Here is a 14,079-nt window from a genome sequence, read left to right as displayed (position 1 = left end):
TAGTTCGACACCTTTGGTATTTCATCGCAATACCGCCAGCGCTACAACCATGTTGTCTTAGTTCGGTGTCAGGTTTCGACAGGATAACCAGCAGCAACCCACGCATCGATACCGCCAGTCAGGGGCCGTACCTTTTTATAACCACGTTGCATCAATTGTTTGGCGACCGCTGCCGCCGATGCTTCATTAGGACAAGCACAATAGACGATGATTTCCTGATCGGTCGTCGCATCGAGGGTGAAGGTATTGATCTGTTGTAATGAGGTGATGACTGCACCAGGAATCCAACCCTGCTGTTGCGCCAAAGGCGTTCTGACATCAACAATCGCCGGTTTTATACCTTGCTGCAGTAATCGTTCTAATTCCGCCACCGAAATACGCGCCATCAGTAATGACTTCATAAAACGTTTGCGTTGCCACCATTTCCCCACGACAAAAATGGCAACTCCAGCAAGGATGATCGCTAAACCGGTTTCACCCAACTCTTCTAGCAGAAGCAATAACTGGTCGATTGTCGTGCTAAAGCGCGAACCAAGGAAAATTGCCAGACCGGCCCACAAGGCCGCACCAGCCCCGTCAAAGAGCAGAAAAGTTGGGCGACGGGTCCCGATCGTACCGGCCAATGCGCTGGCGATTGAGGCGAAGCCAGGAATAAATTTGGCAATTAGCAATGAGGGCGGACCCCATCGTGCATAAATCGCCTCCGTTTGCCGTACGCAGGAATCTGGCGACAGCGAAACGCGGCATAACATTCCCATCACTTTTCTGCCGTAGCGTTGTCCTGTCAGATACCAGCCATAGTCAGCAATTAATGCCGCCAATACTGCCGTGAGTAACAACATGGTAGTTGAATATTCACCACCGCTGGCTAGTGCGCCAGTGATGATCAACGTCGGATATGCTGGCAGCGGCACGCCTAACTGTGAGAGTAAGACATTAAAAAAAACAATAATCAGACCGTATTGCTCGATCAGTTGGAGCAGGTAAGACATTTAATCTCCAGTGCAACGACTGTGTTTGGTGATGTGTTCATGGGTTTGACTGGAGATGGTTGGTATTGAGCCCCTATTTTACTGCTTGCTCATGTTTAGCATGGTTTGTTATGCGTTTTTTTGTCATGGAGTCCGCGCCAAATGTTCTACGTGCTCTCTGATGAGTTTTTATGTGCATCGCTTTCGTCAAATCTTCTTGTGAAAATTCAGTAGTAGAAGGCTTAAATAAATCTTCAATGTTGCCGTTAACCCCTTTAAGTCGCGTTGTTGGTCTTGGTAACGGCTACTTTTCAGAGATTATATAAAGATCTTTTAAGCGTGACTGATCGAAAACTAGAATAGTGCCATATTGATATTTAACATCCTGACATCTGCACCCATTTTTACACCGCTGCGACTGATACGTTGCTTACACTTTTGAATTGAAAAGAAAAATATGACTTGGTTCAATAACCTCAAGATTGCAAGGAAGATGGTACTTTCTTTCGCATTGATGCTGATTCTGACCATATTACTGGGCGGCTTTTCGATTTTGCAGTTGGGGCGTGTAAATAGCGCAGCCACCGAAATTAACAGCAACTGGTTACCAAGTGTTCGTGCCGTTCTGCGTCTGAAATCGGAGTTGTCCAGATTGCGTCTAATGGAGTTGCAGCACGTCACGTCCTACGATGAAAAGGGCATGGAAAGCTATTCCGTCCAGGTGCCAGAAATAAAAGCGGCGCTAAAAAGAAATATATCTTTTTATGGAGCGATGAATCTAGGAGCGGCCGAGAAGATTACTTTTGAAAAAGTTAAAGCCGGTATGGAGACTTTCTTTTCCCAGAACGATAAGATCTTCGCGTTATCGAAAGGAAACGAAAAAGAAGATGCGCTAAACGCTATTCGTGATGAATCTTTTTCGACCTTTCAAGGATTAAATGCTTCGCTCGATCAGTTGGAAAAGGCGAATAGTATTGGCAGCCAAAAAGCTAGCGCAAATGGAGAGACACTTTTCCGTAACGCTCGCCTTGCTATTTGTGCACTATTGATCGCGATGATCGTCATTGGCATGGGGATGGCGATGTGGATTGCGCGCAAGGTAGCGCAGCCATTGGAGTTTGCAGTGGATGTTGCGCGTCGGGTGGCGGATGGTGATTTAACCACCGATATTGAAGTCAGGTCGAAGGACGAAACCGGGCAACTCATGCAGGCGTTAAAAGATATGAATGCAAGCCTTCAGCAGATAGTGGGTGAAGTACGCAATGGTACCGATATGATTGCCACCGCATCGAGTCAGATCGCAGCAGGGAATCAGGATCTATCGTCGCGTACCGAGCAACAAGCTAGTTCACTGCAAGAAACAGCGGCATCGATGGAGCAATTGACATCAACCGTAAGGCAAAATGCCGACAATGCAAGCCAGGCTAATCAACTTGCCGTCACTGCATCGGAAGTCGCTCTCCACGGCGGTTCTGTCGTCACTCAGGTGGTGACGACGATGGGCTCAATTAATGCGTCATCGAAAAAAATTGTAGACATTATCGGCGTCATCGATGGGATCGCGTTTCAAACCAATATTCTGGCATTGAATGCCGCGGTCGAGGCGGCGAGGGCGGGTGAACAAGGGCGCGGTTTCGCCGTCGTCGCTGCAGAAGTCAGAAATTTGGCGCAGCGTTCCGCGAGTGCTGCCAAAGAGATCAAAGGTTTAATTGATGATTCGGTCAACAAAATCACCCTTGGTTCTCAGCTGGTTGATCAGGCCGGTACCACGATGAACGACATTGTAGTTAGCATCCGTCGCGTCACTGACATCATGGGTGATATTAGCGCGGCCAGTCATGAACAAACTGCCGGGATCGATCAGATAAATCAGGCGGTTAGTCAGATGGATCAGGTCACACAACAAAATGCCGCATTGGTTGAAGAAGCGGCTGCGGCGGCTGAGAGTTTGCAAGATCAAGCTGCTGCTCTGGCTGACGTCGTCAGCGCATTTAAGTTGGATCGACATGATGTTGTGACACATTTGCATGGTCAGACATCATTCAATAGTTCATTGCATGCATCATTGAATACATCACAAACCACTACCGAAAAAAACCAGCCGGCAGCCAAGCGCGTCATCGATATTACCCCACCAGCGCGCATGTTACATGGTCGCGCAGGCCATACAAGTCACACCCATTCGCCATCAAAGCATCCAACGGGCTCTGAATAACGATTCCGTCGAATTGCTTGGTGAACGTTGTCAAATTGCTTTGTATGGGTCGTTAATCAGATCTGCAAACTGGTACGCAGGTGATCAGTCCGACCTTCAAAGTAAGCTTTCGGGCGCAAGTATTTGTTACATGCAGGAAGGAAGCCTTGTTTTAACGTGTTTTTCGACCCATTGAATGGCAACAGATTTATGTATATTTATCATCGTGTAGATAAAACATGCATAACAATATTTTTCGGTCGAATACGCAAAGAAAAAAATGGGTAGCCAATGCTATTTGCCAATCGATTGATTTTGATCGGGTACACATAACGTTGACTGTGTTGAAGGGATATCCAGATAGTTGCAGAAAATCACAGCATGACCATCAGTTTCTGACATCGTTGGCTGTCATTCTTAGATGGTTCGCATCATCGTTAATATCACTGGCAAATTATTTGATGTGTGCACTCCAAAATTTTCGAAAAACCTTCCGTTGCAGGATGCTAGCGAACGATTTTTCTGTATCCGCATGGTCAGGACGGTAACGCCATGACGCGTTCTTCACCAATATCACCAGTTTCAAACACTAGCGTTATGCGCGACTTTGTGTTCACGGAGTATGATTTTTCCCGCGTAAGAAATATGATCTATCAACGCGCTGGTATAGCCTTGGGCGAAAAAAAGTGTGAAATGGTCTACAGCCGGTTATCGCGGCGCTTGCGCGCTTTGGGACTTACCGAATTTGCGTCCTATCTGGCGATGCTGGAATCTGATCAGGATAGCCTCGAATGGGAGGCCTTTACTAACGCACTGACTACCAACCTGACCGCTTTTTTTCGCGAACCGCATCACTTTCCGTTATTGGCAGCGCACGCTCTTAAATGCGCCCAGCCGATCACCGTCTGGTGTTCTGCTGCTTCCACCGGTGAAGAGCCGTATTCAATCGCCATGACGCTTATTGAGGCGCTCGGTAATCGGGCTAGCACCGCCCGGGTATTGGCAACAGATATCGACACGCAGGTACTTGATAAGGCTGCAACCGGTGAGTACAGCATCGAACAGGTGAGAAAATTGTCACCGGAGCGGCTGAAGCGATTTTTTTTAAAAGGTTCCGGAGCACAGACCGGAAAGGCAAAAATTCGACCGGAAGTTGCCGCTATGGTCCGCTTTGAACAATTGAATCTTTTGAGCCCAAACTGGGCTCTCAAAGAGCCATTTGACGCCATTTTTTGTCGCAATGTAATGATCTATTTCGATAAGCCAACCCAAGGAAAAATTCTGGAGCGTTTTGCGCCTTTAATGAAGCCGCACGGCCTGTTATTTGCTGGACATTCGGAGAGTTTTTCTTATGTAAATCAACCGTTTAGATTGCGTGGACAAACCGTCTATGAACTGACCACACCTAAAGTGCGACCATGATTTCTGCAAAAATGGAGCCGGTCGCTAGTCATCATTATTTTGATCGCGAATTTCAGATTGAAGCCGTGAAGCTGTTACCCAATCAATATTACGTCACCGACAAGGACATGGTACTGACAACAGTACTCGGCTCATGCGTGTCGGCGTGTGTGCACGATAGTATGGCGGGTATTGGTGGTATGAATCATTTCATGCTGCCTGAAGATGGCGGGGCCAATACGCGGGATGCCACAGCCGCGGTATCAATGAATGCTTTGCAGGGAATGAAATCAATGCATGCCATGCGGTATGGCGCGTACGCCATGGAAGTGCTTTTGAACGAGCTGTTGAAAGCCGGTGCGCGTCGTGATCGACTCGAAGCCAAGGTTTTCGGTGGCGGTGCGGTATTAGCAAATATGACGATGTTAAACATAGGGGATCGCAACGCTGAGTTTGTGCTGCGTTATCTTGAGTTGAATCAGATTCGTTTAGCAGCGCAGGATTTACGCGGGCAATTACCGCGGCGAGTGAATTACTTTCCAAGAACCGGAAAAGTGATGGTGTTGAAGTTACGTCGACATGATGATTTCGTGCAAGTGCAAAAAGAGGAGCGTGAACTGGTGCAGGTTTTAGCGCGTTTGCCGTAACTTTGCAGGGAAGCTTTCTTTGATCCTCACTACACGTTTGTATCGCGGACTAATCGGTGCTTAAATCTTGACGGACTGAAGCTGATTCCAGCTTTCCTTTGCTTGCCGCGATTTGATGATCAGATCGTACACCTGTATTAAGACATCTGAATTGACGGAAATAAGTTGAATTGTTGTAGTCGGTGAAATAAACCCGGAATGAGACGGCCATAAAAAACGAGGGACAAGTGGCTAATAAAATAAAAGTAATATGTGTTGATGATTCAGCTTTAATGCGCTGTCTGATTAGTAAAATCATCAATAGTCAGCCGGATATGACTGTGATTGCGACAGCGCCCGATCCGCTTGTTGCGCGTGAGCTGATTAAACTATTAAATCCAGATGTGTTGACGTTAGATGTACAAATGCCACGTATGGATGGCCTTGATTTTTTGGAAAAACTTATGCGATTACGACCAATGCCGGTCGTAATGGTCTCTTCGCTGACGGAACAAGGATCAGAAACTACCTTGCGTGCGCTGGAGTTGGGTGCAGTCGATTTTGTTCCAAAGCCGCGGCTTGGTGCCTCTGATGACCTGGTTGAATACACCAATCTGGTTGCAGATAAAATTCGTACGGCATCACGTGCACGTCTGCAGATCAGGCGCACGTTGGTTCGCCGCGAGAAAAACGAGATCAATGTTGCACCGCCGCCCTTAGCGTGTGTGTCGTTATTAAATGCAGAAAAAATTATTGTCATTGGGGCCTCGACTGGTGGGACCGAGGCGATTAGGGAGATATTGCAGCCCATGCCACCGGAGTGCCCTGGTATTTTGATCGCGCAACACATGCCGCCCGGATTTACGCAATCTTTTGCACAACGTCTTAATGGATTGTGTCGAATTACGGTCAAGGAGGCTGTTCACGGCGAACCAATTTTACCTGGTCATGCCTACATTGCCCCAGGCGGCTATCACCTTTCGATAGCGCGTATGGGCGCGCAATACCTACTTCAGGTCGATCAGGAGCCACCAGTCAATCGGCACAGACCATCAATCGACGTTTTATTTGATTCAGCTGCCAAAGCCGTAGGAAAAAATGCTATTGGCATCATCCTGACCGGTATGGGCCGCGATGGCGCCGCCGGCTTGCTACGGTTGCGTCAGGCGGGTGCTTACACGTTTGCGCAAGACGAAGCCAGTTGCGTGGTGTTTGGTATGCCACGCGAAGCGATAGCAATTGGCGCAGCAACTGAAGTGGTGAGTATGAGTGAAATGAGTCAGCGTGTATTCACCCGTTTTACGGTACTGAGCGAAAGAACGCGTCGTTTTTAAAGAAAAGAAGTTAACGAGTGGCAAGTGAAGACTAATGAGAGGCTACCGGAAGCCAGGCACACCAATTTATACCGATTGTTTGAAAGCTAATGTGCACGGTATTCGTAGTCCAAAGACCAGATCGATAAGCAGTGGTGTTTAGTCCTACCTTTTACCTGAAAATTTTTTATAAAGTAGCAGTTTTGTCCGCCAGAAAAGCGGTCGACCTGCAATAGTAATCATCGTCTGGAGCACTAAATGATCGACAAAAGTATCAAAATTCTCGTGGTAGATGATTTCCCAACCATGCGCAGAATTATTCGCAATCTGCTCAAAGAGTTGGATTTCATCAACGTCGATGAAGCAGAAGACGGTGTTGCGGCGCTGGAGAAGTTGAAAGCGGGTAACTTCGGACTGGTTGTCTCGGATTGGAATATGCCTAACATGGATGGTTTGATCATGTTGAAGGTGATTCGCGCCGATCCGTTGCTGGCAAAGTTGCCAGTATTGATGGTCACGGCGGAAGCCAAAAGAGAAAATATTATTGCAGCGGCGCAGGCGGGTGCAAGCGGTTATGTGGTGAAGCCATTCACCGCCGCAACGCTGGAAGAGAAAATCACCAAGATTTTTGAAAAAATTCAAAGAGAAGGAGTGTGAGATGCCGCATACCATCGTTGCATCAGATATGTCGCTTCAATCCCCCATTCCGGTTGCCGCAGACACTGCCGAACAGCTGGTTAGTCGTATTGGGCATTTGACACGGACGTTACGCGAAAGCATGCGCGAGTTAGGGTTGGATCAAGAGATTGCCAAAGCAGCACAGGCGATACCGGATGCGCGCGACCGTCTCAATTATGTGGCTGCCATGACCGAACGTGCGGCGGAACGTGCTTTGAATGCCGTCGATGTTGCACAACCAATTCAAGATCAGTTAGCGTCCCAAGCCAGGCAATTACACAGCCGTTGGGATGCCTGGTTTGCAAAACCTGTGGCGCTAGGCGATGCCCGAGCACTTGTGACCGACACGCGCAGCTATCTGCAAGCAGTCCCGCAGCAAACAGCAGCAACGAACGTGCAATTGACTGAAATCATGATGGCGCAGGACTTTCAGGATCTGACGGGACAGGTAATCAAAAAAATGATGGAAGTGGTACAACAAATGGAAACACAATTGTTGCAATTGCTTATTGACAATACATCACAGGATAAGCGTCCTGATGTCGTGATTCAGACCGATACCCAAGGTCTCTTGAACGGTCCGCAAGTCGCTCCTATCAGTTCGGCAGATGCTGTATCCGATCAGACCCAAGTTGATGACCTGCTTGCCAGTATGGGTTTTTAAGTCCTCTGATTTGTGCGGATAGCTCTCAAACGCATCGATTGCCCAAGAAGCAACCCGTTCTCGAGCCTGTTCCCTTGATCAAACCATGGCTCCAGCAGCAATAATCCCTGTCGGGGGAGCACACTTCGCTCCCTCAGGCTCGGAGCATGCATGGCGGAAGAAAGCGATCTCGAAAAAACGGAACCAGGGTCACCTCGTCGTCTTGAAAAGGCGCGGGAAGAAGGTCAGGTTGTACGTTCACGAGAACTGACTACGTTCGTATTATTGGTAACCGGCGTCGGTGGGTTGTGGTTGACCGCGATACCCATGAGCGAACGGCTGGGCCACGCTTTGCAAAGCAGCTTGCAATTCGAACGTGCTTCTGCCTTCGATCCCTCGCACATGCTGGCGCAGGCTGGAATGGTGTGGCTTGAGGCATTGCAAGCCATTGCGCCGCTATTGGGGTTGATGTTTATAGCGGCGCTGGTAGCGCCACTTTTGTTGGGTGGATGGCTGTTTTCAGTTGAATCGCTGGCACCCAAATTCTCCAAGCTAAATCCACTCGCTGGCCTTGGCCGGCTGTTTTCGTCTCAATCGCTGGCTGAATTAACCAAGGCCATCGCCAAATCATTTTTGGTCGGTAGCATCGCCTACGCGATTATTTCCGCAAAAATGGACGCGATACTGGCGCTCTTAACCGAACCGATTAATTCAGCGCTCCCTTATACAGTGCGACTAGTCGCCAATTGTTGCGGATGGATTATCGCGTCATTGTTTTTGATCGCCGCTATTGATGTTCCTTATCAGCTATGGAGTTTTCATAAGAAGTTGCGCATGTCGCGTGAAGATCTGCGCCAAGAACATAAAGAAAGTGAAGGCGATCCGCTGGTCAAGGCCAAGATACGTCGCCAGCAGCAACAGATGGCGCGTCGTCGCATGATGTCGGACGTGGCGACTGCAGACGTAGTGATCACGAATCCAACCCATTTTGCCGTCGCGCTTAAGTATCAGGATAAAGAAATGCGTGCACCGCGCGTGGTGGCCAAAGGGACCGATCTGATCGCCTTGCGAATCCGTGCCATCGGTGTCGAAAATAATGTGCCCATTCTCGAAGCGCCACCTTTGAGCCGTGCGCTTTATCGGCACACCATTCTCGGTGATGAGATACCGGCAGCGCTTTATACCGCGGTTGCTGAAGTGTTGGCCTGGGTATATCAGTTGCAGCGTTGGCGCGAGGGAAGTGGCAACGGCGCCGCCCCGCGTAATCCGGAAGATTTACCAGTACCCGAATCACTTGATCCATTAGGAAGTCCGGTATGAAGTTTGCAGACTTAACCGCCAAATCTGGCCTGACCTCTTTTATGCAACTACCAAAGTTGCTGTTAGCGGGCAATCAGATCAAAGGCATGGCCGGTCCTATTCTGATCATTCTGATTCTCGGCATGATGATTTTGCCGTTGCCGCCGTTTCTGCTGGATCTGCTATTTACTTTCAACATTGCGCTGTCAGTGATGGTGTTGCTGGTCAGCATGTACACAATGAAGGCGCTGGATTTTGCTGCTTTCCCGGCGATTTTGTTGTTTTCGACTTTGTTGCGGCTATCGCTCAACGTCGCTTCTACCCGCGTGGTTCTCATGGAAGGTCATAAAGGGCCAGATGCTGCGGGGAAGGTGATCGAAGCGTTTGGTCACTTTTTGGTTGGCGGTAATTTTGCGGTCGGCATCGTCGTGTTCATCATTTTAGTGCTGATCAATTTTATGGTCATCACAAAAGGTGCAGGCCGGATTGCCGAAGTGGGCGCACGGTTTACCCTTGACGCAATGCCGGGTAAGCAAATGGCGATTGATGCTGACCTGAATGCAGGACTGATTGGTGAGGATGTTGCACGTAAACGCCGCGCAGAAGTATCGCAAGAGGCTGATTTTTACGGTTCCATGGACGGTGCCAGCAAATTTGTGCGCGGTGATGCCATTGCCGGTTTGCTCATCATGTTGATCAATGTGATTGGCGGACTGGTGGTCGGCGTGGCGCAGCACGGATTGGATATATCAGTCGCTGCCAAGAGTTACACTTTGCTCACCATCGGCGACGGTCTGGTCGCCCAGATTCCGGCGCTGGTGATATCGACCGCTGCTGGTGTGATCGTCTCACGCGTGACTACCGATGAGAACGTTGGCGAGCAGTTGATGGGGCAATTGTTCTCCAATCCACAGGTAATGTATTTGACCGCGGGCATCATTGGCCTGATGGGATTGATTCCGGGTATGCCGCATTTCGCGTTTTTGGCGATTGCCGGTGGTCTGGTCTGGATTGGTCAGCGCGTCGCCCGACGCAAAGTAATGGCGGCGGATGCTGCCAATAGTCCCGCGTCTGCCGCGAACGCTGCTGCGGCTGCGGCTGCGGCGATGGAGCCAGCGGAGGCGACGTGGGACGATGTGGCGCTGATTGATCCGCTTGGACTTGAAGTTGGTTATCGATTGATTGCCATGGTGGATCGCACGCAAAATGGTGAACTACTCGGGCGCATCAAAAGTATTCGTAAAAAGTTTGCGCAGGACATCGGCTTTTTGGTCCCAGTCGTCCATATTCGAGACAACCTTGAACTCAAGCCCAATGCGTATGTGATTACTCTCAAAGGGGTTGAAATAGGCCATGGTGAAGCGATTCCGGGGCAATGGATGGCGATCAACCCAGGACAGGTCAGCGCGTCCTTGCCGGGTACGGCCACCGTCGATCCGGCTTTTGGGCTTCCCGCTTTCTGGATAGATAGCAATTTGCGTGAACAGGCGCAAATTTATGGCTACACAGTGGTCGATGCAAGCACGGTGATCGCGACACATCTGAACCATCTGATCCATGCGCACGCAGCCGAATTATTAGGACGGCAAGAAGTTCAGCAGCTATTGGATCGGATCAGCAAAGAAGCGCCCAAGCTCTGTGATGACTTGGTGCCAAAGGTCCTGTCACTGACGAATTTACAGAAAGTCTTGCAGAACTTGCTTGACGAAAGTGTTCCTATCCGTGATATGCGCTCCATTTTAGAAGTGTTGGCCGAACATGCGCCAGCGATCAGTGACGCTAACGAGTTGACGTCAATCACACGATTGGCGTTACGTCGTGCGATTACGCAGCAGTTGTTTCCCGGCGATAGCGAATTGCAGGTCATTGGTCTTGATGGGGCGCTTGATCGCATGTTGTTACAGGCGTTAAGCACCGGAAGCGGTCTTGAGCCTGGTCTGGCGGATAGTTTGCTGAGTCAGACGCAGGTGGCTATTGATCGCCAGCAACAACTTGGTCTGACGCCTGTTCTTGTGGTCCAGCATCCACTGCGTGCACTCTTGGCGCGCTTTTTAAGACGTAGCTTGCCGCAGCTAAAAGTGCTGTCGCATGCCGAAATTCCAGATAACCGCAATATCAAGGTTACTGCCACTATCGGAGGTAAAGGTTGAACGCCCTTAATGACATGACCGCAACCGATCAAGCGTTAATGGGCGAGTCTGAGCGCATCTTGATGAGCAACTTAAAAACTGAATCAAAAGCTGAATCAGCAAGTCATTTAGCAGATTTTGTAGCATCCACACCGGTTAGCCAGGGAGGCAATATCACTGCCATCAGTAATGTCGTCAACACCACGACGATCACCGCAGCAACCAGTCGGGAGGCGCTACGTTTGGTGCGCGAAAAGCTAGGGCCGGATGCCGTGATTATTTCTAATCGTGTTACCCCACAAGGCGTAGAAATCGTGGCGTTTGTAGAGGGCGACGTTTTTGCGTCTGCTGTCTTGTCTGCGGTCGCACCGGCAATCATCCCGATGATTAGTACCACGCCATCAACGCCTTCTGAGCAGCTTGTTGCGCCGATCAACATTGCTGCGGTCCCACCGTTGCCTCAGCCATTGCTGCAAACACCAGTCATAAAAGTTGATGACAGTCCAACTAAAGACAGTGTATTAACCGAGTTACAGTCAATGCGCGGCATGATTGAGGAGCAACTGGCAGGTTTGGCATGGAACGAAAAGCAGCGTCGCGATCCCGTTCGCAGTCATTTATTACGCATGCTGCTGGGAGCGGGATTCAGTGCACGGCTGGCGAAGGCTATGCTGGATCATTTGCCGACGGGACGAAATTACGCTTCCGGTATGGCGTGGGTTAAAGCCGAGTTAGCACGTAATCTGCCAGTTCTCGAAGATGAAAATGCACTGCTGGATAATGGCGGCGTCTATGCGTTGATGGGGCCGACCGGCGTTGGCAAGACGACTACCACCGCAAAATTAGCGGCCCGCTGCGTAATGCGTTTCGGTCCTGAAAAGCTGGCATTGTTGACCACTGACACTTACCGAATCGGTGCTTACGAGCAGTTGCGTATTTATGGTCAGATTTTGGGTGTTTCGGTGCATGCGGTGAAGGATGCTGTGGACCTGCGGCTGGTCCTTGACGATTTGCGGGATAAACATATGGTGCTGATTGATACTGTGGGCAAAAGTCAGCGTGATCGTAGTGTCGCCGAACAGGTCGCGATGCTGTGCGGCACAGGCCATCCGGTTAAGCGTTTGTTGCTTCTCAATGCCAGCAGCCATGGCGATACCCTTAACGAAGTGGTACACGCGTACCGTCAAGATATCGATGGCGGCACATTAGCTGGATGCATATTCACAAAGATGGACGAAGCCACGCATCCAGGCGCATTGCTGGACACGGCCATACGCCACCGACTGCCGGTCCATTATGTTTCAACCGGCCAAAAAGTGCCTGAAAATCTGATCGTTGCCAATCGGTCTGAACTAGTCGAAAGTGTGTTTCAGTCCGCGAGTCGGAGTGCCTTATTTGTTCCCGGTGAGGCTGATCTGAAAAGTCCACTGACGCCGTTACCGGAGATCGCTCAAGCTGCCGCTTTGCAAGCCGCGGCGCACGAGGCCCAGACGGTATTACACACCGCAACTACGGAGCGCTTGCGCATGCAATGTCGGCAATTGATTCGGGCGCTATCCAATGACTCCGTAGCATTGGGAGCCAATGCAGCCGCTCTTGCCGCCGGTGGTATTGGTTTTGATGCGACACGAAGCCTGCGACGCCAACTGGACGATAAAGAGGTGAGCGCTACCGGTGTAACCCAGACATTGATGACACATGCCCGTCACGAAATTGCAGTCGGTTGTAACGAGGTGGTGCTGGCGATTGGTGGCAAAGTGACGCTAAATGCGGCGCATAGCGGCGATGCTTATATGTTGCATGGCGGTTTGCTGTTGTCGGATAGTACTGGTATGGCGCTTGCCGCGCCGCGTCAGATATTGACAACGGCTGTTCGCCAGAACCCTGTCACCGCGGAAAAAGCGTCAGCCAGTTCACCTGTTCTGCGGCAATTATCGTGGCTGCAACAACAGGATTTTGGCAAGCCTGTTATCCATGTTCTGGATAGCTTGCCCCCGTTCAGCTTGCTCATTGATCAGCAAAACAGCAGTTTGCAATGGTTGGCGCGGGGCCGCGCTTCTACTTCCGTCATCTTTGCTGATACGTTGATTTCTCTGACGAAGCTAGCTGATAAACTGCATTTTGGATCGTCGGAACCGATTATCTATAAAGGCAAAGCAGCGCTTCAATCCTTAGCAGAAATAACGGTTGGTCTACGCAATTTACAAAAAAAAGGCGATACGACTATTCATTGCCAAGTGATCACCGAGGTGCGTTGCGTGGTGACGAGGATCATCGATTTACGATCAGGTAAGAGTTTGGCGCAATGGCATTTGTTAAGCAATCTGGGGCAATCAGTAGCGGCCTCACAAATGATCGAGTGGTATCGCTGGCGTGTGGAAGCCGACACTTATTTCAAATTGTTGAAGCAGGCTATCCAGCAATCTGGTGGCTGCGGTGAGCCTGGTGATGCCGACATGATGAAGCGATTGCTCATCGCTGGTCAGACCAGCGTGACCGTATGGCGTTTGCAACGTGCGCAAGCGGAATGGGCCCCGTCGGCTCGTGCATTGTTAGCCCATCTGGCTGGAAGATCAATGCGCATGCGCATGGACGGGATCAGTCCGGTGTCGGCTGCCGTGTCAGGCACGGTGTTGCTCGAAGGGCTGGAAAAATGTTTGGTATTGATGGACGTTTTGGATACTGGCGTAGTGTCGCTACAAAATGCCGCAAAAGACATGCCGATAGAAAATCGTGAAAGTGCTGACTCTGGTGTAGTGGATATCGATCCAGCCATAGCTTTGATCAATATATCAGCAATTCCTGAGTCGGGGCTGCGGTGACGG

Annotated in this window: 10 protein-coding genes; 9 read left to right on the top strand and 1 reads right to left on the bottom strand. The window is 50.0% G+C overall.

Annotated elements, in window-relative coordinates; translation table 11 throughout:
• Window positions 1–68: 68 nt before the first annotated feature.
• The gene (locus ACXX82_RS01685) at window positions 69–992 is read right to left on the bottom strand and encodes a rhodanese-like domain-containing protein (protein WP_458562259.1); all 924 of its coding nucleotides are present in this window, start codon (window positions 990–992) and stop codon (window positions 69–71) included.
• 436 nt (window positions 993–1,428) lie between these two features.
• Between ACXX82_RS01685 and ACXX82_RS01680 the strand changes: the two genes are divergently transcribed.
• From ACXX82_RS01680 to flhF, 9 genes are all read left to right on the top strand, one after another.
• Entirely contained in the window at window positions 1,429–3,186 is a 1,758-nt protein-coding gene (locus ACXX82_RS01680) for a methyl-accepting chemotaxis protein (RefSeq protein ID WP_322239425.1), read from the top strand.
• A 531-nt stretch (window positions 3,187–3,717) separates the two neighbouring features.
• Window positions 3,718–4,587 carry a CheR family methyltransferase gene (locus tag ACXX82_RS01675; RefSeq protein WP_458562258.1) on the top strand — a complete coding sequence of 290 codons (870 nt, stop codon included), beginning with the start codon at window positions 3,718–3,720 and terminating at the stop codon, window positions 4,585–4,587.
• Window positions 4,584–5,213, top strand: coding sequence for a chemoreceptor glutamine deamidase CheD (gene cheD / locus ACXX82_RS01670; protein ID WP_322239421.1), 630 nt, complete (start codon window positions 4,584–4,586; stop codon window positions 5,211–5,213). The genes ACXX82_RS01675 and cheD overlap by 4 nt, the downstream gene beginning before the upstream one ends.
• A 272-nt stretch (window positions 5,214–5,485) precedes the next feature.
• Entirely contained in the window at window positions 5,486–6,526 is a 1,041-nt protein-coding gene (locus tag ACXX82_RS01665; protein WP_416186888.1) for a protein-glutamate methylesterase/protein-glutamine glutaminase, read from the top strand.
• Window positions 6,527–6,763: 237 nt separating this feature from the next.
• A complete protein-coding gene (gene cheY, locus ACXX82_RS01660) occupies window positions 6,764–7,162 on the top strand; it encodes a chemotaxis response regulator CheY (RefSeq protein ID WP_322239417.1) in 399 nt (132 codons plus the stop codon).
• Window position 7,163: 1 nt separating this feature from the next.
• A complete protein-coding gene (gene cheZ, locus ACXX82_RS01655) occupies window positions 7,164–7,847 on the top strand; it encodes a protein phosphatase CheZ (protein ID WP_322239416.1) in 684 nt (227 codons plus the stop codon).
• Between the two features lie 150 nt (window positions 7,848–7,997).
• Window positions 7,998–9,146, top strand: a complete 1,149-nt coding sequence (flhB, locus tag ACXX82_RS01650) for a flagellar biosynthesis protein FlhB (RefSeq protein ID WP_458562257.1) — start codon at window positions 7,998–8,000, stop codon at window positions 9,144–9,146.
• A 41-nt stretch (window positions 9,147–9,187) separates the two neighbouring features.
• Window positions 9,188–11,275 (top strand): flagellar biosynthesis protein FlhA, encoded by a 2,088-nt coding sequence (gene flhA, locus ACXX82_RS01645; protein WP_458563945.1) that lies wholly within the window; start codon window positions 9,188–9,190, stop codon window positions 11,273–11,275.
• Window positions 11,272–14,076, top strand: a complete 2,805-nt coding sequence (gene flhF, locus ACXX82_RS01640; protein ID WP_458562256.1) for a flagellar biosynthesis GTPase FlhF — start codon at window positions 11,272–11,274, stop codon at window positions 14,074–14,076. The genes flhA and flhF overlap by 4 nt, the downstream gene beginning before the upstream one ends.
• Window positions 14,077–14,079: the final 3 nt, after the last annotated feature.

The organism is Glaciimonas sp. GNP009 (assembly GCF_054343755.1).
This window is presented reverse-complemented; position numbering and strand designations above follow the sequence as displayed.